Here is a 25547-nt window from a genome sequence, read left to right as displayed (position 1 = left end):
TTCGACTCTCGATGGGTTTATTCTCCCCACGGGAATGTGAGCACACATGAGTGACGAGCGCGGGCCGACGGAACTACTCGACGAGCGGCCCGAGCTGGAATCCGCGCTTGCGGCCGCACTTGCGGTCGACGACGAACACGACGCGTGGCGCTTCGACGACATCGACGTCGACTCGGGGGCCTTCGGGGAACTGGTCTCGCACGGAGTCGTCGAGAAGCGCGGCGACGAGTACGCCGTCGCCGACCCGGCTGCCGTTCGCCGGGCGCTCGATGGCGACGACGCAGTGGGAGACGAGACGGCGAACGGGGAGCGGGAGTTCGACCTCGACTGGCTCGCCGTTCCCGCCGTCGACGGACGGGCCGCTGGCCTGCTCACGGCCGCGCTGGCGGTGGTGGTCCTCACCCGGACCTACGTCGTCGGGAGCGTCTACCGGGGCGGCGATATCGTCTTCTCCGGCAACGACGCGTATTTTTACCGTTATCTGGTCGAACAGGTGGCCGCCGAAGCCAGCGGCGGTGCCGACTTCGCCGCGCTGTCGGTGCTCCCCACGGACGTGACCAAGGGCGAACCGTTGCTGGTCGCCACGCTGTGGTGGGTCGCCGAACTGCTGGGCGGGACCACCGAGACTATCGGTCACGTGCTCGCGTGGTACCCCGTCGTCTCGGCGGTCATCTCGGGCGTGTTCGTGTATCTGCTCGCCGTTCGGGTGACGAGTGACCGGCGCGTCGGGCTTGCGTCGGTGCTCTTTCTGGCGCTCATCCCCGGCCACGCGCTGCGGACGAGTCTGGGCTTTGCCGACCACCACGCCTTCGACTACCCCTGGCTGGGACTGACCGCCCTGGCGCTGCTGCTGGTCGTGACGACGGCACGGGACCGGGCGTCGCTGCGGTCGCCCGTGCCGTGGGCCGGCGGTGTCCTGCTGGGTGTCGGTATCACCGGGCAGGTACTGGCCTGGGAAGCCGGACCGCTCCTGATTGTCCCCGTCGGCGTCGTCGTCGCGGCGAAGACGCTGCTGGACGTCAAGGCCGGCCGGGCGCCCCTGCTTGCGAATCTCCCGCTCGTCGGCGGGACCGGCCTCGCCGCGGCGCTGGTCTGGACTGTCCACACGAACTGGGAGTGGCACACGGAACTTGTCGCGAGCACGCCGCTCCTGTTGTTCCTTGGCGTCTGTAGCGTCGTCGCGACCGCAGCGGTGGTTGCCAGAGCGGGTGGGACGGCGCGACAGCTCGCAGCCGTCGAGGGCGTCGCGTTCGTGGTGGGGCTGTTCACCGTCCGGTCGCTGTTCAGCGAGCGCTGGGACGAGGCGTTCAGTCGGACCGACGCGCTGTTCCGGAGCGACGCTATCGCCGAGACCGTCGGGCTGTTCGACCCCGGGACAATCGGCTTCCTGCTCCTGTTTGGCTTCGGGCTCGTCATGGCGCTGCCCGTGATGGTGCTTGGCGTCCAGTTCGCGACGCGGGACCGCGCCGACTGGCTGGTCGTGGCGGTCTACGCCTGGTACTTCCTCGGCCTCGCGGCTATCCAGGTCCGCTTCGTCGGTGAGCTCGCGACGTTCGCTGCGGTCTTTGCCGGCTACGCCTTCGTCTGGCTGGCCGCCAAAGTCGAACTGGCCCGCCCAGTGACCGGCGAACGGACGGCGGCCGTCACCGACGCGCTGGTCCCCGAGCCGCGAATGCTGGGGCTGCTCTGCGTGCTCTTCCTGCTCGTCGGGAGCCTCGGCCTCGTCCAGGTGCCGGTCAAGACGGGGCAGGTCACCGTCGACGGCGGGCAGTATCAGACGGCGACTGCCATCGAGCGTGACGCGTCCGAACACGGGCTGGAGCACCCTGAGAACTACGTCCTCAGCCAGTGGGGAAAGAACCGAATGTACAACTACTTCGTCAGCGGTGAGTCGCGGAGCTACGCCTACGCGCGGAACACCTACGAGCCGTTCGTCTCGTCCACGAACGAAAGCGAGTGGTACGACCGACTGCGTGGCAGGGTCGGCTACGTCGTCACAGAGTACCGCGCGGCCGAGCCCGAGACGATGCAGTCCCGCCTGCACACTCGGTACGGGAGTCGGAACGGATCGGTGGCGGGGCTGGGCCACTACCAGGCCGTCTATGCGACCGACAGCGGGTCACACAAGGCGTTCGCGCTGGTCCCCGGGGCCACGCTTTCCGGGACAGCCAGCCCGAACGCGACGGTGACCGCGACGGCGACTGTCTCCGTTCCCAACGGCGAGTTCGAGTACGTGCGACAGACCGCCGTAGACGCGGACGGGCGCTACGGGCTGGTCGTCGCCAACCCCGGCAACTACACCGTAGAGAGCGACGGCGAGACATCGACTGTGACCGTCAACGAGAGCGCCGTCCGGAACGGGACGAGGGTCACCGCCGACTAGACCCGGTCCGCGTGGTCCAGAGCAGAAGGCTCATTTTCGCCTCGCACGGAGGAGGCGATATGTGGCCCTGGGGACACGCCGCCGTCGGCTATCTGCTGTGTTCACTCTGGATTCGCAGCCGGTACGGCCGCGTCCCGACGGCCGGCCTCGTCCTCCCGCTGGCCGTCGGGACGCAGTTCCCCGACCTAATCGACAAGCCGCTCTCGTGGACGTTCGGCGTCCTCCCCTCGGGACGGGCGGGCGCCCACTCGCTACTGGTGGCCGTCCCGCTGCTGGCGCTGCTGTGGTGGCGTTTCAACACTCCCGCAGCCCGCCGGGCCTGGGCCGGCTTCGCCATCGGGTATCTCGTCCACCTCGCGACCGACGGCATCTACGCGTTCCTCGACGGCGAGTTCGCCGAGCTATCCTATCTGCTCTGGCCCGCCCTCGCGCTGCCGGCTTACGAGGAGTCGACCGGCATCCTCGCACACTTCCTCGCGGCGGATATCACGCCGAACCTGTTCGCCGAAGTCGTGTTGTTCGCCGCCGCGACGTTGCTCTGGGCGTTCGACGGCGCGCCCGGCCTCCGGGCAGTCGGCCGGTGGTGCAAGCGGCGGGCCGAGGGTACGGCAGCCGCACTCTCCAGCCGATGAGTCACTCGAGCCAACAAGAGTTTTACCCGGGGACGAACGACAGAGGAGCATGAAAGCAGTCGTACTCGCCGCCGGAGAGGGGACACGTCTCCGTCCGCTCACCGAGGACAAGCCCAAGGGGATGGTCGAGGTCGCCGGCAAACCCATCCTCACACACTGCTTCGAGCAGCTCATCGACCTCGGTGCGGAGGAGCTGCTGGTCGTGGTCGGCTACAAGAAACAGGCCATCATCAACCACTACGAGGACGAGTTCGACGGCGTTCCCATCACCTATACCCACCAGCGCGAACAGAAGGGGCTGGCCCACGCCCTGCTGACCGTTGAGGACGACGTCGACGACGACTTCATGCTGATGCTGGGCGATAACATCTTCAGCGCTAATCTCCAGGACGTGGTCAACCGCCAGCAGGAAGAGCGCGCCGACGCCGCGTTCCTGGTCGAGGAGGTCCCGTGGGACGAAGCCTCCCGGTACGGCGTCTGTGACACGAACAAGTACGGCGAAATAACGGAAGTCATCGAGAAACCCGAGGACCCGCCGTCGAATCTGGTGATGACCGGGTTCTATACGTTTACGCCGGCCATCTTCCACGCCTGCCACCTCGTCCAGCCGTCCAACCGGGACGAGTACGAGATATCGGACGCTATCGACCTGCTCCTTCACTCCGGTCGCACCATCGACGCCATCCGGATGGACGGCTGGCGCAACGACATCGGCTATCCCGAGGACCGCGACGAAGCAGAGGAGCGCTTGCAGGGCGAGGTCGACCCGGAGCTGGCGGCCGAGAACCTGGCCGCGAGCGAACAGTAGACAGCGAAACAGCGGGGACGGTGTTTCGCTGTGGCCCCGTCCTCTCCCATTACCGATGGCCACTGGCCGTCGCCCGCAGTTTCTAACCGAGTATAGAGACTGGATAACAGCCCGGTCACGCAGACGAACGACGGCCACAGCCGTCTCGGAATACGTAGTATCGATATCCCGACGAGCCACTGGAAAAACAGCGCCGTAACCGTCGTGTGTCTGGTTGCGGGCACTCCTCTCCGGTATCCCGCCGACGCTTCGTCCGTCGACAGGTAATCGACATCGAAACGCCATCGAGCGCGTCTCTCGATACCGAAGCCGTCACAGCTCGTTGTTTCAGACACGTGGAAGCGACACCAGCCAGCAGAGGGAACCAGATGCTCGTTTGCTGGTACGCTCCTCGTAACTAATTACTACCCAATCACCCCTCCGATAATGCAAATTCTCGTCACCGGTGGGGCGGGCTTCATCGGCGGTCACCTCGCCGAGCGGTTCGCTCGCGACGGGCACAGCGTCGTCGTCCTGGACAACTTCGACCCGTTCTACGACCTCGAGATCAAGGAACACAACGTCGAGACCGGACGCGAGGCCGCCACGGCGGGCGGCGGCAGCTACGAACTCGTGGAGGGTGACGTCCGCGACGCCGACCTCGTCACAGAGCTCGTGAGCGAGGCCGACTACGTCTACCATCAGGCCGCACAGGCGGGTGTGCGCCCCAGTGTCGAGAACCCCCGGAAGTACGACTCGGTCAACGTCGACGGGACGCTCAACCTGCTGGACGCCTGCCGCGACACCGGTATCGAGCGTTTTGTCATGGCCTCCTCCTCGTCGGTGTACGGGAAACCACGCTATTTACCATACGACGAGGAGCACCCGACGACGCCGGTCTCGCCCTACGGCGCCTCGAAGCTCTCGGCCGAGCGCTACGCCTGTTCCTACGGCGAGGTGTACGACTTCCCCGTGGTGGCACTGCGCTATTTCACCGTGTACGGTCCGCGAATGCGCCCCAACATGGCCATCTCGAACTTCGTCTCCCGGTGTATGAACGGGGAGCCGCCCGTGATATACGGAGACGGGATGCAGACGCGGGACTTCACGTTCATCGAGGATGTGGTGGAAGCGAACGTCACGCTACTCGAGGAGGACGCGGCCGACGGGCGGGCCGTGAATATCGGGTCGACGGACAACATCGAAATCAAGACGCTGGCTGCGGAGATTCGCGACCAGCTGGCCCCCGAGCTGGAGCTCGCGTACGCAGAGCGCCACGATGCCGATTCCGAGCACACCCACGCCGATACCGAGCTGGCCGGGGAGCTGCTGGGGTACGAGGCCAGTCACACGATTCGGGAGGGCGTCGGAAAGTTTATCGACTGGTACGAGGCGAATCGGGAGTGGTACGAACCGCTGGTTCGGCGGTCGTGAGACGAGGCCACGTCCAGGTCGGGGATAGGATAGGAGCCAGAGGACAGTAGTCACCTACTACTGTGGAACGGTGGGCGGGGACAAACGTTCTGTGACAGAATCATGTCTGATAGTCGACCTCGTAGTATTTTTATACTGTACTCCCAACCTATCTGGTAATGCAGTCAGGGTGGCGGTACCGGGTGGCGGCAATCTGTGGGGCAGTGGTGTTCGTCGCCGCCGCAGTCGTCCTCGCCAACACACCGCTCGTCCAGGCGGTCGTGACGACAGTCCCACCGCTCGACAACTTACAGCCGACCACGTTCTCCAACGGCGCGCTGACGGACCAGGTGGGCACGACAGTCGTGATAACGCTCGCCGTGCTGTGGCCGCTGTTCAAACCCCGGCCGCGGCGGATTCTCGACACCATCTCGCTGACGCACAAACGGGTGTTTCTCACTGCGGCCGTGCTGGCGACACTGGGGTATTTCGACTGGTCGTCGCGCCTGCCACGGACGACGCTCATCGCGACGATTGTCCTCCTCGCCGTCGTCCTCCCGCTGTGGTTCGTGACGATTCGACAGCGACCGCGCGTCTCCTCCCGGGCGATTATCGTGGGTGACGACATCGAGATTATGCGGACCCTCCACGACAGTTCCGAGGTGCCGATTCTGGGACTCGTCGCCCCGGCCGGCGTCCAGCACGGCGGTTCGGAGTACCGTATCGCCGACGGCGGCGTCACCATCGAGAGCCCGGACCAGCTCCCGCGCCTGGGCGGGCTCTCGCGACTCGACGAAGTGCTCGTGGAACACGATATCGACACCGTCCTGCTGGCGTTCGAACACCCCGACCGCGAGGAGTTCTTCGGCGCGCTCTCGGCGTGTTTCGAACACGGCGTGCAGGCGAAAGTCCACCGCGACCACGCCGACAGCGTCCTGGTCGCAGAATCGGCGGGCGCGGAACTCGTCGACACCCATCTGGAGCCGTGGGACTGGCAGGACTACGTCGTCAAACGCGCGTTCGACATCGCCTTCTCCGGGCTCGCGTTGCTGTGTCTCTCGCCGGTGATCGTCGCCATCGCGGCCGCAGTGAAGCTGGACTCTCCGGGGCCGGTACTGTACAGCCAGACGCGAACGGCCGCGTTCGGGGAGCGCTTTACCATCTACAAGTTCCGGAGCATGACGACCGGCCAAGAAACGACCACGCCAACTGGGGAAGACAACGACCGGATAACGCGTGTCGGTACATACCTCCGGCAGACACATCTCGACGAGATTCCACAGCTGTGGTCGATACTCGTCGGCGACATGAGCGTCGTCGGCCCACGCGCCGCCTGGACTGACGAAGAAGAGCACCTCGAAGCGGAGACAAACGAGTGGCGCAAGCGATGGTTCGTCAAACCCGGCCTGACCGGACTGGCACAGATAAACGGGATGACCAGCGAGCACCCCAGAGAGAAACTCCGCTACGACATCGAGTACATCCGGAAGCAGTCGTTCTGGTTCGACCTGAAAATTGTCACCAGGCAGCTGTACGGTGTGGGTGTGGACGTCGGACTACTGGTCTGGCGAAAAATACATCGACAGTAGCTGGGCGTGCAGTCCTCGCAAAAACACGACTGACCGATTGTGGCCAGCCCGACTCACGGAGCTAACGAGTCAGTACACGCCTGCATCGTGGAGATAAGCTTCTACGTACTCGTGGAGATCCGCAGGCGGGTCTGCAAACACATCGACGGCCTCGTGTTGCGAATCGAGCGTGAACGACTCACCCACAGTTCGGACGACAAACCCGTGTGGGACGTAGTGTTTTCCGCCAGCGTCGCCGAGTTCAGACGTTTCGTAGAGGTGTTCGTAGGCACCCAGCGACCGCTCGATAGTGACATCGATACCGAGTTCTGTCTCTGCGACTCGGTGGACGGCTGCCTCTAACCGCTCGCCTTTCCTGACCCGGCCACCAGGGACAAACCACTCTCCACTGGCGGGTTCGTTCGTTCGCTTGGTCAGCACAACTCCGTCATCGGTCAGGACGACCAAGTCGACCGAAACGATGGGGACCGAACGGACGACGGTCTCCCAGTCCCCATTTGAGATGTACCCCGGGTCGACCGGACCTGAGTTTGCTGTTTCCTCACCGCTAGTCACCGCGGTGAACACCTCCGGCCGGATACTCGTCTCGGGCGGACTCGTACCACTCTATCGTCTGTCGGAGCCCATCCTCGAAGTCGGTCTCCGCGTCCCAGCCGAAGTACGCCTCGGCACGGCTGATATCGAGCTTTCGCCGCGGCTGTCCGTCCGGCTTCGAGGTGTCCCACTCGATGTCGCCGTCGAACTCCGTCAGTTCCGCGATTTTCTCGATGAGGTCGCGGATGCTGATTTCCGCGCCGCTGCCGAGGTTGACCGGCTCGCTCCGGTCGAGTTCCTCGGTGGCGTCTAAGATGCCGCGGGCGGCGTCTTTTACGTAGAGGAACTCCCGGGTCGGTTCGCCGGTCCCCCACGCGGTAATCGCGTCGTCGCCGCGGTCGCGGGCCTCCAGACACTTGCGGATGATAGCAGGGATGACGTGGGCGGATTCGAGGTCGAAATCGTCCCGCGGACCATAGAGGTTCACCGGCATCAGATAGATGCTGTTGAAATCGTACTGCTTCCGGTAGGCCTTCGACTGCGTGAGGAGCGCCTTCTTCGCGATACCGTACGGGGCGTTCGTCTCTTCGGGGTACCCGTCGAAGAGGTCGTCCTCACTGAACGGGACCTCGGTGTGGTTCGGGTACGAGCAGATAGTCCCGAGGATAGTGAACTTCTCGACGTCGAACTTCCGGGCCATCTCCATGAGCTCGATACCCATGACGGCGTTGTCGTAGAAGTAGCGGCCGGGGTTCTTTCGGTTTGCGCCGATGCCACCGACAGTCGCTGCGAGATGGATTACAGTATCGGCTCCCGACTCGACGAACGCCTGTCGAATCGCGGCCCGCTCGCGCAGGTCGTAGTCGTTGCTACGTGGGACAAACACCTCGACATCGTCCGATCGCTCACGCAGTTCCTCGACGAGGTGGCTGCCAAGGAAGCCGCTCCCGCCCGTCACCATCACCGTTCGTCCGTCCCAGAACTCGTCGCTCATCGCCAGTCCACCCGTCCGTACCACGCCTGTTTGTTATTCGCGTACCAGTCGATAGTCTCTTTGATACCCTCACGCCAGGAGACCTGCGGTTCCCAGCCGGTCTCCTCGTGGAGCTTCTCGTAGCCGACCAACAGTTCCTCGACGTCACTGTCACCGGGCCGGTAGCGGTCGTCGGCTTGGACAATCTCGGGGCGCTCCCAGTAGCCGTGTTCGTCGCCGACTTCCAGAATAGTCTCGGTCCACTCGCGCATGGAGATGTTCTCACCGTAGCCATAGACGTACTGCTCACCGGGGTTGCCACCGAGAGCGACGTGGAGGTGTCCACGGACGCCGTCGCTGACGTAGCACATATCCCGCTTTGGCTGGAGATTCCCGAGTTCGACGATATCCCGTTCGAGCGCCTGCGTGATGATAGTCCCAGTAATGTAGCGGGGGTTCTGGCGCGGCCCGTAATTGTTGAACATCCGCGTCGTGACCGTCGGCAGCCCGTACGCGTCGTTGTAGTTCATCGTGAGGAAGTCGGCGGCAAGCTTCGATGTCGCGTAGATGCTCGTCGGATTGACCGGCGAGCGCTCGGAGAGGAGGACGCGGCCGTCGTCCTCGTACTCGTGGTTGTCGGCCATCTCCTCTTTGACGTTGCCGTACTCCTCGCTCGTCCCTGCGGTGTCGAACTTCGCGATGTCGAGGTCAAGGTCGACGACGGACTGCAGGAGGTTGAGCGTCCCCGTGACGTTGGTGTCGACGGTCTCGTAGGGCCGGTCCCACGACTCGCCGACGTGGGCCTGAGCCGCGAGGTGGAAAATGAGCGTCTCGCTGTGGTCGGTAAATGTCTTCAGGGCGCGTTCGACGGAGTGCTTGTCCCTGAGGTCGCCGCGGTGGACGGTGATGTCGTCGCGCAGGTGGCGGATGTTGTTCAGTTCGCCACTGGAAGTGGCGCGAACGAACACGTGTACGTCTGCGCCGTGTTCAACGAGTGTGTCAACGAGGTGTGAGCCAACGAAACCGTCGCCGCCCGTGACAAAGACGGGCCGGTCGTCAAGTTCGGACTGGATATCCATCTGATTAGCCACACGTCTCGTTTCGGCCTGTATTTTTCTTTCTATTACGGAGCGATGGAGCAGCTATCTCGGCTTCGAAGACCCCAAGTCCCGTACGAGGCGCTCGTAGGCGTCGATAGCTACCTCCTGCTCGAACTCGGACTCGAATACTTCGCGGGCCCGAGTTCCCATCCGGTCGACTGCTGCCGCGTCACTCTTGAGCTTCCGGACAGCCTCAGCGACTGCCTCTGGGTTGTCCGGTTCGACGTGGATACCACAGCCAGTACGCTTGACGACACGGGCGACCTCAGTATCGGGTGTCGTTATCGCCAAAACGGCCTGCCCACTGGCAAGCGCTGAATAGAGTTTGCTCGACACACAGAGCCCTTCGACACCCTTCGCCATGGTAACGACGGCGACGTCGGCCGATGTCAGTGATTGAGGGAGTTTGTCGAACGGCTGGTACGGGAGAAAACGGACAGAGTCGAGGTCAAGACGCTTCGAACGCGCCTGTAACTCTGATTTTTTTCCGCCCTCTCCAATGAAGACGAATTCGAAGTCATCGACGCCTTCGCCTTCGAGTTTGTCCGCCGCCTCGACGAGACTCTCCAAGTCGTGATGCTGACCGAGGTTCCCGGAGTACAGGATAGTAAAGACCTCACCGAACCCATGTTCCCGTGCGAAATCATTCTCCGATTTGTCCATGGGCGTGATAAACTCGCCGTCTTCCCAGTTGTGGATAACTGTGACGGGAATGTCTCCATACCGGTTGCGGAGTTCGTCAGCCATAGAGTCCCCAATGGTTACGGTCTCTACTGCCCGCCGGTACGCCCGCCGGTTCAGCCACTCCCAGACATCGGCGACCCGGCTTCCGGGCGAGAGATATCCCAGTTCGACAGCCATCGCAGGGTAGAGGTCCATCACGATAGGAACCGGCTGATAGCCACGCAGACGGAGCGGCCAGCTAGCGAGCGGAAGGAACGTCGGCGCTGTCGGTAACAGTAAGACGTCGCCAGGTCGGCGGCCAAGCAGATAAAAGAAGGCAACGAGGAAGAAACTTAGCTCGTTACACATTCGTTTCGCGATTCCCTCCTGCCGGTCGAACCGAGTCGCGGGCAGGCGGCGAATCGCCACACCATCTCGAACCTCCCGTTTCGGCGCGTCTGTCGCTCGGTCTTCTTCCGTATACGACGGCTGGGTCGTGATTACCGTGACGTCCACGCCGCGGTCGGCAAGTCCGACAGCGAGCTCCGAGAGAATCGTCGAGTTAGCCGAGCTGTCGGGAGTGAAAACCTGAGAGACCAGCGTAACAGAGGGTTTCTTCCCACCAGTAGACGACATGCCCCCCACTGATAGGTGCGAGCCGATAAGCTATTCGAACACTGTTCCGGGACGGCGTCAATTCTCGGTGACTGCGCTCCGGTACACCGCTTCGTGGGCGTCCGCACAGGCTGCGAGAGAAAACTGTTCCTCGACACGGGCGCGTCCGTTAGACGCCCGTTCAGTTCGGTCTGCAGCCGAAAGTGCAGACTCAATGGCCGCTGCGAGCGCGGCGGAGTCCTCTGGCGGAACGACCCATCCGTACTTCGGGCCGGGAATCTGTTCCCGGACACCCCCAACGTCGGTTGCGATGACGGGACACTCCATAGCCATCGCTTCGAGGACGACCATCGGACAGGCCTCCGTTACCGAGGCCAGCACGAAGATGTCGAACGCAGAGAGCAGAGCCGGAATATCGGTTCGCCAGCCGGTGAACGTGACCCGAGCGTCGATACCGAACTCGGAGAGTTTGGCTTGGAGGTCATCGTAGTACCCCTGCTGGGAGTCGAGTTGCTTCCCGACCACAACCAAGTGGGCTGGGCCACCGATGTCAGAAAATGCTTCGACGAGGTACTCGTGGCCTTTTGCCGGGTTGATATTCCCCACGGTCCCGACAATCGGAACCCCCGCTTCGATACCCAACTCCGAGCGGAGCGTATCCGACGAAGCGCCGACCTTAGTGGGGTCGAACCGGTCCAGGTCCACTGGGGCGTACACTGTCGCCGTCTGGGTTGCCTCGTCGAAGAAGTAGTCCGCGACAGCGTTGGCAGCCACGACGATCTCGTCGGCCCATCGTCGTGCGAGGGTAGCCGAGAGCTGTTTCAGGGGCGTCGGCGTGAGCGTGTCGTTAAAATGCCAGACCAGAGCCGCATCTGAGCGGGCAGCTGCAAGAGCCACGGCGTAGTTCAGCGGTCCGTTGACGTGAACGACGTCGATATCGTACTCGTCGATAGTTTCTGCCGCAGTCCGTACACATCCTGCAAAGCCGGTGAGGAACCGGAGGTTTGCACCGACGAGTCTCGGAGAACGAATCCGTGGCTGGTCGATACGGCGACACTCGAAGCCATCTTCACGGGCACGATCGACGAATCGGTCGTCGCCTCGTGGTACGAGAAAGACTGTCTCGATACCCTGTGGTCGGAGCTTTTTCGCGACCGAGAGCGAGCGTTGTAACGGCCCCCCAAATCGGGGGTCCGGAGCGTTACTGAGAACGCGCATACGTCTGTCTCAACAGGACAGGTAGAGTCGGTCGTAGGTGTAACTGTGTGGTCCACATCAGTTTAAGTATCCTAGGTCTCGGAGTCGTTCTGTCTCTGCCTCGGATAAGTCTCGCCTCTCTCCCCTTCGTGCGTCAGATTTTGCCCGTTCAAGGACTGACTGGGCTTGGTCATCATCGAACCCGGGGTTGCCAAACGTCTGTTGGCCCCACCAGTGAGACCGGAAACACTCCCCGATATGGCGGCGCATATATCGCCGCTTGGAACTGCGGAACAGTTTCCCCAGCAACACGCTGTACCGGTCAAGCCTCGAACTGTCAGTTCGGACCCACCCGCCACCGCTGTCCCAGACGCCTTCGTATCCGAGGCGTCCAGATATGCCGGGTATCTTGTCGGGAAGGAACTGGTTTTCCCAGAAGCACGGTCGCGGGGTGTCCGAGAGTGCCTCGACGAGGCTTTTCCCGTCGAATTGGTCCCAGTCAGCGTCACGCCCGAGCGCTGTAAGGATCGTCGGGAAAAGGTCCGTATGATGGAAACTCGTGTCACCGAGTGTCTCTTGGGGGACATCGGGGTGTCGGAAAATAGTCGGGACGTACACCAGTTCCGGACGCATCGGGTCGTTGTGACCCAGCGCCCCGCCCTCACCGAGTAGTTCCCCGTGGTCCGAAGTGTAAATTACCAGCGTCTCTTCGAGTATTCCGCGTTCGGCCAACTCCTTGATGCGGCTCTCGAACACTTCGATATCGAGTTCGATACTCCGTTCGTAGTCAGCTTGGATAGTCTGTCGGTCGCCACCTCTGTCCTCGAAGTATTCCACCGCAGTACCGGTGTGGTCGCCGTATGGTGCGTGTCCACCAGGGCCCCGCTCCATCGTAACGAACGGCGGCTCCAGTCCCTCGAAGGGAGACGAGACTGCATCTGGCTCGGTATTAAGTACAGAATGTATTGGGTCAACATCGCTACCGTGATACTCGGTCGCATATGCGAAGATGGAGTTCAGAAACCGAGTGTCGACACCTGGGAGATCGAAAAGACGGGTTAGACTCTCCGGCAGCCGGTCGTTGAACGACCGGACGCCGTGGGTCGGTGGATAACACCCGGTGGCGAGTGACGCGAACGATGCCGGGCTATGTGTGGAACTGGCGACTGTTCGGACCGAAGCACCCTGATTCGCAAACTCAGCAGGGATAGCATCTGCACGAACCGCATCACCGACGTAGACGAAGACGTTCGAAACCGAGAGGTCTCTGAACGACGCTCGAAGAGAGTTAGCTACCATGGTCTTCCTGAAATTTGTTTAACAGTTCGATGATTGGAGATACATTCTGGGTTTCCCTTTGAAGCGTCACTATTTCCATTCATCGGCCAGAGATATACAAACGGCGGTTTTATTTCAATATCCAGTGAGTTATTAAAAACTCTAAAACCAGGGTGGCGATGGCAGGATACTAGTTTATTCATAGTAGCAACTTCCATGAGTTCACCGACGGTATATCGACGGTGAAAACAGCTCAGGCAATGGCTCGAGACGGGCATTAACCTGAATACTTGAGTAAGAGTCAAAAAGAGCGTCGGTAGATTAGTATAACAACCTCGCATAGTTACATTACTGGATTTCGGTGAGTATTTTTTTTACAGAGCAGTGGAAATCCGCACCAATTTGCCGATCATTATTTTGAGTCTCAACCCTACTCTTTGCTGCATCACCTATGGAAGCAGCACGTTCAGAATCATCCAATAAATACTTTATAGAATCTCGAAGCGAGCCTGGATTGGAATTAATATCAACTAAAAAACCATCGACACCATTGTCAATCTGTTCTGGCAGACCACATGCATCATTCGTTACCCTGGGTAATCCTGCAGCAGCAGCCTCAAGCACAACATTTGGATATCCATCATTATACGAAACGTACGTGAAAATGTCGCAACTAGGATATAATTTCTCAACTTCATCCACGTAGCCGAGTAAATGTATATTATTAATGTCTAATGATTTGACATAATGTTCGATTTTAGATAAATATTGACCGCCACCAGCTATGATGTAAACGACATCTTCATGTTCCTCCAGCAACGGTCTGATTTCTTCAATTACATCCATAACACCCTCATATTTGGCCGGGAACTTGAGATTAGTGACGGTCAAGATGACTTGTTTAGATTTTTCTATATCTAAGCTGAGGTTTGTGTCGGATTCATTTACATATGGGTTTGGTTTTACTGGAGAATGAACAACCTGAACACACGATTTGTTACAGCCAGTCTTGCGGATGGTCTTTTCTTTTAAATCCTCTGAGACAGTTATATATCCAACAGCCCCCAATTGAACAATAGAAGAAATTACGCTACGAAGCACATATTTTGCAAGTTTTCGGAACGATTTTTGATTCCAATATTGCCTCCTTCGTTTTTTATTTCTCAGCCATATATTCCCGCCAAGTCGGACCACAACCGGAGTTCTAGTAACCTGGCCAGTGGCCACAACCAATAGCCCCAACAAATTCATCCCATTAACCACTATAGTATCATAGTCTCCAGAATTAATCGTTTTAAATATATTTATGAGTAAACATATATACTTTTTTATAAAGGGTTTAGAGTTATCCAAAACAATCGCTCTCGAACCATTAACAGTTTTAATCGGATCGGCTGTCTTAGATGGACGATGTGCAGTAATCAGTAATATATTAAAATCATCAACCATCATTAATCACCATCTTCTTGTCCAGGCTCAGATCCCGAAAGTCGATAAAGAGAGAAAACAAGGGCACTGGAAATGAAAAACTGATGTCTTGATAAAAGTGGCTGGAAGATGCCGAAGCACAAAAGTAAGACGTAAACCCAACCGATGGAGGCGAACTCACTTGCACGTACCCTATTTCCAATTTGCAACAATCCCTTATACGTCCATATAAGGGGAAAGGATATTATCAAGGTTATGAATATTGCTCCGAGTACACCTAATTCAGTTAGAAGCTTGAATATAGGGTTATGAGGGTTCGGATAGTAATTTTGTCCCGAATATTCAGCATATACAGTACCAAAGTTGTTGAATCCAACACCTGTCAATAAGTTATGCGGCTCACTAATTATATACCAAACAGTAATATAGATGCGTGAGCGAACCGGACCTGGCTCAGAAAGATCTCCTTGGATTAAATAAGTCAATTCTAATACGGACCGCTCTACCAATCTTCCAAAAATCGAGGGTTCAAACAGAAGGATAATTGGCATAAATGAGATTGAAAGTGTAAGAGCGGCTCTAGCAACAGTTTGTGATTGCTGCCATCCAATCTGTTTATGATTGAGAATTGCTAAACCAACAAGATAGAAACCCAAGACCAAGAATGGGCTCCGAGAGCCTGAAAGCAGGATTACGATGATGCCACTGGCCAATATAAAAACTCCGACAAGTCGCTTATAAATCGTGTCGCCATGATAAAAATAGTGAGTAGCAATTGGAAATGCGGTGAGTAATGTTATTGAGTGTATGTTAATATTTGAATCAAATGGGAAGTTCCGGAAGTAGCCTATAGAAGGTCCGCCAGCTGGTGGATATATTAGTGTAATTGCGGTGATTATTATAATGCTAAATATGGGGAGAAACACCAGGAAACCTATCCAATACTTAATTTGCTTCCTATCTCTAACTGTTGAGACTAAAATACCGAAGGCCGCCCAGGAGAGGACTTGGAATTTTAGAAGCTGAATAAGCCTTACTGTGGATTTAGCCCAAAGAATGCTAATCAATGCAAATATTAGAATTACTGTCAGCATTTGTAGCTGCCTATTGAAAATTATTTGTTTTTCTACTGCAATCAAATGGAGGGCGGAAAATGATAGCGATAATAAGCAGATGCTTAATATTATATTTTGAACAGTAAAAAGAGGATTCAAGCTGACCGGGCGCCCCAACAGCTGATATGAAATGAATGAAATATAAAAAGTCATTAACATTGCTGTCCTAAAGCTCCGGCCACGCTCAATTAAGTCGGCTTTCATAATTTAAATCATTATTAGCAATTTGGTTACACCATAGTGAAAGGCCTCAAGTGTATCCCAATGCTTTCAATTGATCATCTCTATCGATAGATTGTTCCTGAGTTGATTCTGTTGGCTCAGAATCTTTATTTATTACAGCCCATGGAACACATCGAAGGTTCTTATGATAAACCCCGTTTGGGTGGCCATAGATTTTGAGGGGGGACCCTGCTGGATATTCGCCGAATAGGTTTCCGTGATCAGATGTTAGCACAGTTTTCCCATCTAAGCTTTCTGCAAGCGGAAGAGCAACTTCCAACACAGTTTCAAGATTTGATTCATATCCCTCCCAGCATTGTTCACTGTCCACTAGATTCAGTGCTAAACCGTCCCATACATTGTCGGCCTTTCCAGACACATCAAGTTCAATTTCGTCAGTCCCCTGAAACGAGGTGAATCGAAGATCCGGATATCCGATAAATGGATAATGAGGTTGCATGAAGTGGACTATCAAACGCATCTCTGGATGCTCCTTTGCAGCTTCAATCGCGGCTTCAGCTACCTTTTCTGGTGGGACAGTAGCTATCTCTGTATTAAAATCGTTCTTCCAAACTTCAATGAAGCGGCCAACTGCAGTGCCAATTTCTCTTGAGACAACTGGGGATGCATTGATATAAATAACATCACTAGCAGCATCTCCATTGAAATTTTTTTGCGCCCATTCGCGTGTACCACTAGCTTTGCTTTGGCGAGTTCCGTATGAATCAAACTGGTCTAGGTTTGCAGTTTGTTCGAATAAATCTGTCCGACAGGCGTCCAAAATGAATAGATTGTCCCAATCTTCGTCAAGGATCTCAACTGCATTTTCATCATCATAGACTTGTTGATGTATTGGAGCAAGAATTCGGTCAGCGAATTGAGCACGCATCCATGCCTCGTTATCGATATTAGAAAGGAATTTTTTTACAGTATTTGATAGGCCCGAAATATTGCTAAGTGACATGGTGGATGTAACTTAGAAAGCTATCACAGGAAATATTCCTTGCGGTGTAGTCGGTACCAAGCAAATGGTGCTTTTACAATCTATATTCTCATGTACTCACGGAGAGCTGACCTAAGCACATCGAACGAGATACCGGTTCGAGACTCAACCGCATCAATGATAGCAGTATCTTCTTTTTGTAGACCATTCAAAAGATACACTACTACTCCTGTACAGACGGTAGCTACAAAAGCAGAAATGAAAATACTTAGAACAGAGATTGGAATTAGAGCCTGTAAAACCCATATAATCGGGAGTATGCAAACTGGGAGGCCGACATAGATTCGGATAAGACGTTTAGAAATTGGAGTTACATCTGCGAGATAGTATAAGAGTATATAAACAACAACCGTCACAGCGACAAAAGATAGTAGAGACGCGAGCGCTGCGCCAATATGCCCATAAAGGGGTATAAAAAAGGCGTTCAGCACGATATTCAATAATAGGACGATAAGATTTGATAGGAGCACGTATCGTGGAAATCCTAATGCAGATAGTGTTTCACGATTTCGACCAGCAGCCACGTGCGTCATGAACCCGATCGAAAGTAGTGATAAGGCAGTTCCACCTGCTCGATATTGATTGCCAAGTACTAATCCCAAGATTTCGTGGGAGTGGATTATTAATACAGCAAATAATGGGAAAGTTAGAATGTAAGCCCACTTTGAGACAACTTGATAGATTGTGCTAACGTCGCTATCGTCGTCAACATCTAACCTAGATACAATTGGTAAATAGATAAATCCAAATGATGATAAAATTATGAGTAAGCTTGAAGCAATGGAGTACCCTGCACTATAAAGCCCAACCTCGTAGGAGCTAGTAAAGGCACCCAACATAAAAGTATCAACTTTAGTTAATAAAGTGGCAACAACTGCAGAAACCATGAGTGGCGCAGAGTATGTTAGTAATTCTTTAGACGGGGGCTGATATTCCCCAATTAGTGTTAAGAGTTTATTAGAAAAGGAATTGGATAGAACAAAAGCTAAAATTAGCGCTGTGATATAGGAGATCCAAACAGAGTTGATTCCGATTCCAAAGACTATCAAACCCCACATAAAAGCTAGACGAGAAACTGGGTAAAAAATGTCTTCCACATACACTTTATATCGAGTGTTTTCGAGTCCTCGAATGCCAGACACCATTACTTGAAGGAGAGCAAAAAGAGGAATACAAATAAAGAAGCCCCAAAGAGCCAATTTGGGAATTGCTCTGTCAAATAGTGCTTGCTGGAGAAATCCTGTCATAACAACCAATATAAGGCTGACAAGAATTGCAATTATACCAGTGATAATTAGACTGCTAAATAATATTCCGCGCTGTATCTTTTTATCTTCAGAACGTGGTAAGTAGCGCGGTACCCCCTGAGTCAGTCCTACAGAAGATACCGTTGCACCAAGCGCAAAAATCGCAATTGCGAGGTTTATTTCGCCGAATTGAGCAACAGAAAACGTCCTACCAATCAACAGTTTTTCCAACAATACAATTCCTTTGCTCAGCAAGCCGCCGAATAAAACAAATACAGCGCTATTGAAAACGGTGGAAAGTTCGTCTGTAATCGGAGCCATAGTTAGAGATAACCAAGATCATTCAACCGGTTCTCCACGGTAGCAGAATTTATTTCCCCGTCTTTATTTTTAGGAGGTTCAGCGGAGATACTTTTTCGGAAACCATCCGTCACTACAAGCCAAGGGACATTGACTAGTTTTGAATGATATAGCCCACATGGGTGCCCCCACTCATGGATAGGTATCGGGAAAGCTCGTTCAGCAACAAGATTTCCGTGGTCAGCAGTAACAATGGTTCGGCCAGAGAGATCATCAAGAAGGTCTTTTACACTACTCAGAACAGGGCGTAGATTTGAATTATATGCTTCCCAAACAACATTGGGCGAAATGTCAAGAGAGCCAATAAAAATCCTGAACCAGAACCGAATCTGATCCTCGGTCCGCTGATCCGGGTCCGTGTGGAGCTGCTGCTTATCAAATGAGGTGTCAGAACCAATAAAAGGGTAATGGGGTTGAATATAGTGTACAAGCAGGCGCTTATTTGGATATTTTTTAGCTGCTTTACGAGCATATTCTGATGTAGTTTCAGGTAAAACAGTTCCGTACTCATCATCCCAACCATCCTCTTGCCAAACATTAATCACGTCGTGGAATTCAGCATTAAGTTCATCGCGATTTCGATGGTAAACAGGATTCGCGGTAACATAGACAGTGTCATGTAATTCCTGGTTGGCTATATTCGCATGAAGGAACTCTATAGTACAGGATCCAGATGACTGCACCTTAGAAAGCTCTCCAGAAATATTAGAAAACTTAGAGAACATATCGAAACGGCATGCGTCAAGTAACAGCATATTATCCCAATCTTCTTCAATGAAATTGAGCCCATCATCATTAAATCGAGTTTGATTACTGACTCGGTAGTAACGGAGGTTTAATTCTCTGACAGCCAATTTGGGTTTCTGAATGGCCTTTCGAAGGTTCGTCACAGCAGTTCTCAGAGACATTTGAACGAGGTGTACGGGAGTACAGAGGCACGCAGTAATAGGTTATTGGATTCAAAATCTGTGAACCCAATGTATAGAAACAGGCGTTTTACTCCGTTCAAAAATTGGATCCTATATCAGTCTTCCACCACACATCAGATTCTACTTGTAGTCGTGATAGACCCATATTAAACACATATATGGTCTACTAAAACGGTGTAGCAAGTTGCGCACGTCTGGGCAATTATTTTCTCAACAAGCGAAAAACCCATACCCCGCCCAATAAACGTCCTCGTATGGATTCCCTCGGTGGCCCGTCTGGCGGACTCATCGACGACGAGGGCAATCTCTTCGGGGTCGTCAACGTCGTCGATGCGCTCGTCGTCTTGCTCGTTCTTGCAGTCGCTGTCGCCGGCATCGGACTGGTACTCTCTGGTGGAGAACAGACTGACGCAGGCCCGGAGACAGGCACAGCGTTCGTCACGCTGGACCTCGGCACGCAACCGGATTACATCGTCACCGCGCTCAACGAAGGCGATACAGTGAACGCGACCAAGGGGTCGAACCTGACGATTACCGACCTCTACCTCGCGCCACAGGGAGATCAGACACGTGTAATCGCTCAGGTCCGACTCCAGGGCATCGACCGAAACGATAGTATCGACTACGCCGGGGCCCCGCCGCGTCTCGGTCGGAGCCTGAGCATAAATACGTCACAGTACGACGTCAAGGGGAAGATAAGCGATATCGGTGGCGAGTCAAGCCTCGACAGCAGCTCCACGAGTGTCGTTCTCCGGCAGACGGTTTCGGCGGACGATGCGAGCGCAGTCACGCCCGGTGACGAAATCGACGTCGGCGGCCGCACCGCTGCAACCGTCGAGGACGTGGCGGTGTACCCGACGTCGAACCCGAACAGGCGAGTCCTGCTAGTCGAAGCCAACGTGTCCAGTTACACCCAGCAGGGCACCGAGCGATTCGGCGCGACGGCACTTCGTGCCGGACAAAGAGTGCGGCTCCCGACAGCAGAGTACACCATCAACGGTCGCATCGTGCGAGTCGGCAGCGGGCTCGACACAGGCACCACCACCGTCTTGCTCAGTGATAGAGTCTCGGCAACCGACGCGAGCGAGGTCACTCCCGGTGACGAGGTCAGCGTCGCCGGCTATACTGCAGCGACCGTCGAGGACGTGGCCGTCTATCCAACTACGAATCCAGATCGGCGCCGGGTCCTGGTCGAAGCCAACGTGTCCAGTTACACCCAGCAGGACAGCCGTCGCTTCGGCAGGACAGATCTCAGGACCGGCCAACGGATGACGCTGCCGACGGAGGAGTACACTATCGACGGCCGCATCGAGCAGGTCGATACCAGTCTCCAGAGCAGGGCCCTAACCAACCGAACGGTAACGCTCGAGCTATCGGAAGTGTCCGAGGAGACCGCGAACGCGATTCGACCGGGCCAGACCGAGCAGGCTGGGACCGTCCCGACGGCGTACGTGAGGGATGTCGACAGGGAGCCGACACCGATTATCTCGACTGCCCAGGACGGGACTATCGTCGTCAACGACCATCCGACGTTGCGTGACGTCACGCTCACGACCGAGCTCAGAGTCAGCGAGACGGACGGCGGCGTCGAGTTCAGAGGGGAACGGATACAGTACGGCTCGACGGTCGTGCTCGACCTCGGTCCGGTCACTGTGCGAACGGAAGTCGTCGACATCGGGCGATGACCCATGGTTTGGGACCAGTCCAGAACCGCGCGTCTACTCCGGGGGGCAACAGCAGCAGTTGGGCGAGCGAGCGAGGGGTCGATACTCGTCGGCGCGGCGAAGCGCCTCACAGGCCGCATGGAAACGATAGTCCGTCACTCCTACTGCTTCCGCTGGCTGACCGCTGAGCCGGACCCCGATGTCATCGTCATCGACCTGCGGGTGACACGCACTATCGGCCCGTTCGTTCGGCTGCTGGAGATGGTGCTTGATCCCGTCGAACGAGCGTGGGCAGACTCGCACATAGCGTCGACCGTGACCGCCATCGGCGCGGCGCTAGCAGACTCTCGAACGGGACAGCTGCTCGCCGCGTTGCTCGAACCACCGGAGCCGCCCGCAGAAGACGAAGAGCAGATTGAGTAGCGATTCGCGGGTTCGGAGACGTCTCCTATTCGACCGTCACGCTTTTCGCCAGATTCCGCGGTTTGTCGATGTGCTGCCTGAACCCGGCGGCAGTCCGTCTCTCAATCGTCTCTAGAATCACTGATTCGTTTGATTCGTCGGTACTGCTCCGGGGAAATGTCGGTGTCACGAGCCGATTCGAGCTGCGTATTGACGAGTCGGTTGAGCTGTGGCCCCCACGTCTCCGACGGGTTCGACTCGATATACTCGACCCAGTGTTTGATCTGTTCGAGTCGCTGCGTTCTGTTAGCCTCGTGTTTTTTCGCGAGCGACTCACGTTCGCTGGAGTCTGTCATATGCCTCTCTTACCTCCAGTTCTCTCACCCAGTGTTCGAGTTCAGGACGGCTAAGCGTTTCGCCGAACAAGACGGTGGTGTTTAGTTTAGCAGCGAGTGGTTCCGAGAGCCAGAAAGCCCCCGCGTTCTCGACTCGCGCGACTCGCTGCGCGCCATCGGTGCTTGTAATCTGAAAATCGCGACGCGATTTTCATTATCTCGAAAGACGCTCCGCGTCTTTCGGCGACTTCGTCGTGCTTCGTCGAGAACGCGGCCCCTTTCAGTCCCGCCCATGCCGGCTGGCCGACCGGCTACGGGCGGGACTGAAAGGGGCGGCTGGCTGAACGACGGCGGGCGACGCAAGCACCGCAGGCCGGAGGCCAAGGAGCACAGCGAGCCCCCCGAGTTCAGCCAGCCGGGGCTTTCTGGCTGTTCGCGCTCCGAGCCGCCTAACTAAACACTGCCAACAAGACGTACAGATGGGGCGCATCCTCGAAATATTTCTGCGTATCCAAGTACAATTTATACGGAATCTGGAGTTCAAGTAGCCCCTCACAGCTTCACTTCCCTCGTTGCTCGTATTCAGTCTACTCCACGGTCACGCTTTTCGCTAGGTTCCGCGGCTTGTCGATGTTCCGCCCGAGCTTCGCCGCGGTGTGATAGGACAGCAGCTGCAGGTGGGCGTTCGCGAGCACAGCGGCCGCCCGCTCGTGGGTCTCGGGAATCTCCAGCACGTGGTCGGCGTACCGGTGCACGTCGGTCTGGCCGTCCGTGATCGCCACCACCGGTGCGTCACGAGCTTCCACTTCCTTGACGTTGCCCACGGTCTTGCGGGCCTTCTCGTCGTCGCCGATGACCACGGCGAAGACGGGCGTCTCCGAGGTGACGAGCGCAAGCGGGCCGTGTTTGAGCTCGCCGGCGGCAAAGCCCTCGGCGTGTTTGTAGGTGATTTCCTTCATCTTCAGGGCGCCCTCCAGTGCGACCGGGAACTGGAGCCCGCGGCCGATGAAGAAGTACGCGCCGGCGTCGGCGTACATCTCGGCGACCGCCTCGGCGCGTGACTCATCGAGGATGCGCTGGAGGTCCGCGGGCAGTTCCCGCAGGGCGTTGATGACCTCGCGGGCGTCGTCGGAGTTGGTCATCCCCAGCGTGAGCAGGTTCAGCGCGGCCAGTTGCGAGGAGAAGGTCTTGCTCGCGGCGACGCCAATTTCGGGGCCGGCACGGATGTAGAAGGCGTGGTCGCACTCGCGGGCGGCCGTCGAGCCGACCGTGTTGGTGACCACGAGCGTTCGGGCGCCGCGTTTCTGGGCCGCCCGCAGCGCCGAGAGCGTGTCGGCCGTCTCGCCGCTCTGGGTGACGCCGATGACCAGGGCGTCGCCGATGGGCGGCACCGAGGTGGCGAACTCGCTTGCGAGGAAGGCCTGGGCCGGGATGCCGGCCTCGCGGAACAGCTGGGCGCCGTACAGCGCGGCGTGATAGGAGGTCCCGCAGGCGACGAACTGGACGCCGGTCGGCGAGAGGTCGCCTAAATCATCGAGGTCGACAGTGCCGGCCATCTCGTCGACGCGCTCGCGCAGGCACTGCCGCAGTGCGCGGGGCTGTTCGTGAATCTCCTTTATCATGTAGTGGTCGTACCCGCTTTTCCCGGTCTCCTCGGGGTCCCAGTCGACGGTGTCGACGTCCTTCTCGACGACGAGACCGTCCGAATCGGTGACCTCCCAGCCGCTCGAATCGAGCCGAGCGAACTCGCCATCGGCGAGATAGACGACCTGGTCGGTGAAATCGCGGAACGCGGGGACGTCGCTGGCGAGGTAGGTCGCGCCGTCGTCAAGTCCCAGAACGAGCGGGGAGTCGTGGCGGGCCGCGAAGATGGCCTCGGTGCCGGCGACGACGGCCGCGATGGCGTAGCTGCCCTCGAGGCGGGCGATGGCCTGGCGGAACGCCGCCTCGGGTTCGGCGCCCTCGGCCCGGGCGTCCTCGATGAGGTGGGGGACAACCTCGGTGTCCGTATCGGAGGTGAAGGTGTGACCGGCCGCGACCAGCTCGTCGCGCAGGCTCTGGTAATTCTCGATGATGCCGTTGTGGACGACGGCCACGTCACCCTGGCAGTCCTGGTGGGGGTGGGAGTTCGCGTCGGTCGGCGGCCCGTGCGTGCTCCAGCGGGTGTGGCCGATACCGACCGAGCCGGACAGCGCGGCGCTCTCCAGGGCGTCCCGGAGGTCCGCTATCTTCCCCGATTTCTTGCACAGCGACACCCGCTCGTCGGCCATCGCCACGCCAGCCGAGTCGTAGCCGCGGTACTCCAGCTTCGAGAGGCCATGCACCAGCGTCTCCAACGTCTCGGACCCGCGGCCGACACAGCCGATAATTCCGCACATCAGCGGGTCACCTCCGCGCCCTCCGCGACGTTGCCACGCACGGTTACGCCCACGTCGAGGCGGGCCTTCGGGCCGACCAGCGACCCCGGCGTGAAGCTGACGTTGCCGCGGGCCCGGGCCCGGTCGGCGATGACCGCACCAAGGCGTTGTTCCTCGAAGATGTTCGTCCCGACCTGGACGTCGGCCGGGCCGGCGGGGACCACCGTACTCGCCCCGAGGTGGACGTCCTGCCCGGTGACGGTGTCCATGAGCGTCGACCCGGGGTCGATACGCGTGTCCGCGTCGATGACGCTGTCCTGGACGACGGCGTTCGAGCCGACGGTGACGTTACTGCCAAGCGCCGTGTTCGGGCCGATGACGGCGTCGGGCCCGACCTCACAGTCCTGGCCGACGACGACCGGCCCCTGGAGGACGGCCTCGCGGTGGACCCGCGCCGAATCGGCAATCCAGACGCCGTCGCTGCGGGCCGCCTCGACGACGCGGCCCCGGGACAGTACCTCGCGAGCCACGGTCAACAGGTCCCACGGGTAGGTGGCGTCGACCCACATTCCGTCGACCTCGACGCCGCGGACCCGGTCGTGCTCGATGAGACGCTCCAGGGTGTCCGTCAGCGCCAGCTCGCCCGCCTGTCGCGGCGTCTCCTCGATGGCAGTGAAGATGTCCGCCGAGAAGGCGTAGACGCCGCCGTTGATGAGCCGGTAGTCGCCGTCGCGGGGTTTCTCGACGAGTTCCGCGATCTCGTCGCCGTGCATCTCGACGGCCCCGTACCGGCTCGTCTCGTGGCGCTCGACGACGGCCAGCGACGGGTCGCCCGTCTCGACAAAGCTGTCGGCGACGGCCGACACCGTCCCGGCGTCGATGAGCCGGTCGCCGTTGAGCACGAGCACCGACTCGTCGACGGCCTCGCGCGCCTGCAAGAGCGCGTGTCCGCTGCCCAGTTGCTTGTTCTGTGTGACGTAGGTGACCGGCACGTCGCGATAGGTCGGTCCGAAGTGGTCCTGCACGCGGTCGCGCTTGTAGCCGACGACCACGACGAGTTCCTCGACGCCCGCCTCGACCAGGGCGTCGAAGACGTGTTCGAGAATCGGACGGTTCCCAGCGGGCAGCATCGGTTTCGGTCGATTCCGCGTCAGCGGCCGCAGTCGAGTCCCCTCGCCAGCGGCGAGCACCACCGCCGTGTCGATGTCCATACACGTATCAGTGCCAGCAGGGATTTCAATATGGCGGGGCTAATGGTGCAACATTTGCCCTCCCAGCGGCAAGTGCGAATCTAAGCGCGCCGTCGGGTCGCGCTGGCGGT

The 25547-nt window shown here is 57.7% G+C and carries 21 protein-coding genes; 7 read left to right on the top strand and 14 right to left on the bottom strand.

Annotated elements, in window-relative coordinates; translation table 11 throughout:
- Nucleotides 1-46 precede the first annotated feature (46 nt).
- The 5 genes from P1K32_RS10955 to P1K32_RS10935 all read left to right on the top strand — a co-directional run bounded on the left by P1K32_RS10955 (nucleotide 47) and on the right by P1K32_RS10935 (nucleotide 6804).
- Complete coding sequence (locus P1K32_RS10955) at nucleotides 47-2383, top strand: STT3 domain-containing protein (RefSeq protein WP_276249770.1); 2337 nt, start codon at nucleotides 47-49, stop codon at nucleotides 2381-2383.
- Between the two features lie 59 nt (nucleotides 2384-2442).
- Complete coding sequence (locus tag P1K32_RS10950) at nucleotides 2443-3015, top strand: metal-dependent hydrolase (protein ID WP_276249769.1); 573 nt, start codon at nucleotides 2443-2445, stop codon at nucleotides 3013-3015.
- 49 nt (nucleotides 3016-3064) lie between these two features.
- Nucleotides 3065-3823: a UTP--glucose-1-phosphate uridylyltransferase AglF gene (gene aglF / locus P1K32_RS10945; protein WP_276249768.1), complete on the top strand. Its 759-nt coding sequence runs from the start codon at nucleotides 3065-3067 to the stop codon at nucleotides 3821-3823.
- Nucleotides 3824-4249: 426 nt separating this feature from the next.
- The gene (locus P1K32_RS10940) at nucleotides 4250-5236 is read left to right on the top strand and encodes an SDR family oxidoreductase (RefSeq protein WP_276249767.1); all 987 of its coding nucleotides are present in this window, start codon (nucleotides 4250-4252) and stop codon (nucleotides 5234-5236) included.
- A gap of 158 nt (nucleotides 5237-5394) precedes the next feature.
- A complete protein-coding gene (locus P1K32_RS10935; RefSeq protein WP_276249766.1) occupies nucleotides 5395-6804 on the top strand; it encodes a sugar transferase in 1410 nt (469 codons plus the stop codon).
- A 69-nt stretch (nucleotides 6805-6873) separates the two neighbouring features.
- Here the strand turns inward: P1K32_RS10935 and P1K32_RS10930 are convergent, their stop codons facing one another.
- The 11 genes from P1K32_RS10930 to P1K32_RS10880 all read right to left on the bottom strand — a co-directional run bounded on the left by P1K32_RS10930 (nucleotide 6874) and on the right by P1K32_RS10880 (nucleotide 19429).
- Nucleotides 6874-7359, bottom strand: coding sequence for an NUDIX domain-containing protein (locus tag P1K32_RS10930; RefSeq protein ID WP_276249765.1), 486 nt, complete (start codon nucleotides 7357-7359; stop codon nucleotides 6874-6876).
- The gene (locus tag P1K32_RS10925) at nucleotides 7352-8332 is read right to left on the bottom strand and encodes a GDP-L-fucose synthase family protein (protein WP_276249764.1); all 981 of its coding nucleotides are present in this window, start codon (nucleotides 8330-8332) and stop codon (nucleotides 7352-7354) included. Before P1K32_RS10925 ends, P1K32_RS10930 begins: the two co-directional genes overlap by 8 nt.
- Complete coding sequence (locus P1K32_RS10920; protein ID WP_276249763.1) at nucleotides 8329-9390, bottom strand: GDP-mannose 4,6-dehydratase; 1062 nt, start codon at nucleotides 9388-9390, stop codon at nucleotides 8329-8331. Before P1K32_RS10920 ends, P1K32_RS10925 begins: the two co-directional genes overlap by 4 nt.
- A 63-nt stretch (nucleotides 9391-9453) precedes the next feature.
- Nucleotides 9454-10710: a glycosyltransferase family 4 protein gene (locus P1K32_RS10915; RefSeq protein WP_276249762.1), complete on the bottom strand. Its 1257-nt coding sequence runs from the start codon at nucleotides 10708-10710 to the stop codon at nucleotides 9454-9456.
- Between the two features lie 57 nt (nucleotides 10711-10767).
- On the bottom strand, nucleotides 10768-11907 hold the full coding sequence (locus P1K32_RS10910; protein ID WP_276249761.1) for a glycosyltransferase family 4 protein: 1140 nt from the start codon (nucleotides 11905-11907) through the stop codon (nucleotides 10768-10770).
- A 57-nt stretch (nucleotides 11908-11964) separates the two neighbouring features.
- A complete protein-coding gene (locus P1K32_RS10905) occupies nucleotides 11965-13185 on the bottom strand; it encodes a sulfatase-like hydrolase/transferase (RefSeq protein ID WP_276249760.1) in 1221 nt (406 codons plus the stop codon).
- Between the two features lie 327 nt (nucleotides 13186-13512).
- Complete coding sequence (locus P1K32_RS10900; RefSeq protein ID WP_276249759.1) at nucleotides 13513-14616, bottom strand: glycosyltransferase family 4 protein; 1104 nt, start codon at nucleotides 14614-14616, stop codon at nucleotides 13513-13515.
- Complete coding sequence (locus P1K32_RS10895) at nucleotides 14616-15911, bottom strand: O-antigen ligase family protein (RefSeq protein ID WP_276249758.1); 1296 nt, start codon at nucleotides 15909-15911, stop codon at nucleotides 14616-14618. The genes P1K32_RS10900 and P1K32_RS10895 overlap by 1 nt, the downstream gene beginning before the upstream one ends.
- Nucleotides 15912-15957: 46 nt before the next feature.
- Nucleotides 15958-16893: a hypothetical protein gene (locus tag P1K32_RS10890; protein ID WP_276249757.1), complete on the bottom strand. Its 936-nt coding sequence runs from the start codon at nucleotides 16891-16893 to the stop codon at nucleotides 15958-15960.
- Between the two features lie 80 nt (nucleotides 16894-16973).
- Nucleotides 16974-18500, bottom strand: a complete 1527-nt coding sequence (locus tag P1K32_RS10885) for a flippase (protein ID WP_276249756.1) — start codon at nucleotides 18498-18500, stop codon at nucleotides 16974-16976.
- Between the two features lie 2 nt (nucleotides 18501-18502).
- Nucleotides 18503-19429 carry a hypothetical protein gene (locus P1K32_RS10880; protein WP_276249755.1) on the bottom strand — a complete coding sequence of 309 codons (927 nt, stop codon included), beginning with the start codon at nucleotides 19427-19429 and terminating at the stop codon, nucleotides 18503-18505.
- 293 nt (nucleotides 19430-19722) lie between these two features.
- Here P1K32_RS10880 and P1K32_RS10875 point away from each other — a divergent pair, with 293 nt between their 5' ends.
- Both P1K32_RS10875 and P1K32_RS10870 read left to right on the top strand, forming a co-directional pair.
- A complete protein-coding gene (locus tag P1K32_RS10875) occupies nucleotides 19723-21153 on the top strand; it encodes a DUF4330 family protein (protein ID WP_276249754.1) in 1431 nt (476 codons plus the stop codon).
- Nucleotides 21154-21270: 117 nt separating this feature from the next.
- On the top strand, nucleotides 21271-21555 hold the full coding sequence (locus P1K32_RS10870; protein ID WP_276249753.1) for a hypothetical protein: 285 nt from the start codon (nucleotides 21271-21273) through the stop codon (nucleotides 21553-21555).
- A 101-nt stretch (nucleotides 21556-21656) separates the two neighbouring features.
- On the opposite strand, the gene P1K32_RS10865 is transcribed toward P1K32_RS10870, so the two are convergent.
- The 3 genes from P1K32_RS10865 to glmU form a co-directional block, all read right to left on the bottom strand.
- Nucleotides 21657-21890: a DUF8150 family protein gene (locus P1K32_RS10865; protein ID WP_276249752.1), complete on the bottom strand. Its 234-nt coding sequence runs from the start codon at nucleotides 21888-21890 to the stop codon at nucleotides 21657-21659.
- Nucleotides 21891-22456: 566 nt separating this feature from the next.
- Entirely contained in the window at nucleotides 22457-24247 is a 1791-nt protein-coding gene (gene glmS / locus P1K32_RS10860) for a glutamine--fructose-6-phosphate transaminase (isomerizing) (protein WP_276249751.1), read from the bottom strand.
- Nucleotides 24247-25437 carry a bifunctional sugar-1-phosphate nucleotidylyltransferase/acetyltransferase gene (gene glmU / locus P1K32_RS10855; protein WP_276249750.1) on the bottom strand — a complete coding sequence of 397 codons (1191 nt, stop codon included), beginning with the start codon at nucleotides 25435-25437 and terminating at the stop codon, nucleotides 24247-24249. The genes glmS and glmU overlap by 1 nt, the downstream gene beginning before the upstream one ends.
- Nucleotides 25438-25547: the final 110 nt, after the last annotated feature.

It is taken from the genome of Haloarcula rara (assembly GCF_029338235.1).
Classification (GTDB): Archaea; Halobacteriota; Halobacteria; order Halobacteriales; family Haloarculaceae; genus Haloarcula; species Haloarcula rara.
Note: the sequence above shows the minus strand (reverse complement) of the source record. Positions and strands in the feature narration are given on the sequence as shown.

Coding starts and splice junctions, on each gene's coding strand:
- P1K32_RS10875 (WP_276249754.1), top strand. CDS start 19,723: ATGGATTCCCTCGGTGGCCCGTCTGGCGGACTCATCGACGACGAGGGC.
- P1K32_RS10955 (WP_276249770.1), top strand. CDS start 47: ATGAGTGACGAGCGCGGGCCGACGGAACTACTCGACGAGCGGCCCGAG.
- P1K32_RS10870 (WP_276249753.1), top strand. CDS start 21,271: ATGGAAACGATAGTCCGTCACTCCTACTGCTTCCGCTGGCTGACCGCT.
- P1K32_RS10920 (WP_276249763.1), bottom strand. CDS start 9,390: ATGGATATCCAGTCCGAACTTGACGACCGGCCCGTCTTTGTCACGGGC.
- P1K32_RS10950 (WP_276249769.1), top strand. CDS start 2,443: ATGTGGCCCTGGGGACACGCCGCCGTCGGCTATCTGCTGTGTTCACTC.
- glmS (WP_276249751.1), bottom strand. CDS start 24,247: ATGTGCGGAATTATCGGCTGTGTCGGCCGCGGGTCCGAGACGTTGGAG.
- P1K32_RS10915 (WP_276249762.1), bottom strand. CDS start 10,710: ATGTCGTCTACTGGTGGGAAGAAACCCTCTGTTACGCTGGTCTCTCAG.
- P1K32_RS10910 (WP_276249761.1), bottom strand. CDS start 11,907: ATGCGCGTTCTCAGTAACGCTCCGGACCCCCGATTTGGGGGGCCGTTA.
- P1K32_RS10935 (WP_276249766.1), top strand. CDS start 5,395: ATGCAGTCAGGGTGGCGGTACCGGGTGGCGGCAATCTGTGGGGCAGTG.
- P1K32_RS10900 (WP_276249759.1), bottom strand. CDS start 14,616: ATGATGGTTGATGATTTTAATATATTACTGATTACTGCACATCGTCCA.
- P1K32_RS10865 (WP_276249752.1), bottom strand. CDS start 21,890: ATGACAGACTCCAGCGAACGTGAGTCGCTCGCGAAAAAACACGAGGCT.
- P1K32_RS10905 (WP_276249760.1), bottom strand. CDS start 13,185: ATGGTAGCTAACTCTCTTCGAGCGTCGTTCAGAGACCTCTCGGTTTCG.
- aglF (WP_276249768.1), top strand. CDS start 3,065: ATGAAAGCAGTCGTACTCGCCGCCGGAGAGGGGACACGTCTCCGTCCG.
- P1K32_RS10895 (WP_276249758.1), bottom strand. CDS start 15,911: ATGAAAGCCGACTTAATTGAGCGTGGCCGGAGCTTTAGGACAGCAATG.
- P1K32_RS10940 (WP_276249767.1), top strand. CDS start 4,250: ATGCAAATTCTCGTCACCGGTGGGGCGGGCTTCATCGGCGGTCACCTC.
- P1K32_RS10890 (WP_276249757.1), bottom strand. CDS start 16,893: ATGTCACTTAGCAATATTTCGGGCCTATCAAATACTGTAAAAAAATTC.
- glmU (WP_276249750.1), bottom strand. CDS start 25,437: ATGGACATCGACACGGCGGTGGTGCTCGCCGCTGGCGAGGGGACTCGA.
- P1K32_RS10885 (WP_276249756.1), bottom strand. CDS start 18,500: ATGGCTCCGATTACAGACGAACTTTCCACCGTTTTCAATAGCGCTGTA.
- P1K32_RS10925 (WP_276249764.1), bottom strand. CDS start 8,332: ATGAGCGACGAGTTCTGGGACGGACGAACGGTGATGGTGACGGGCGGG.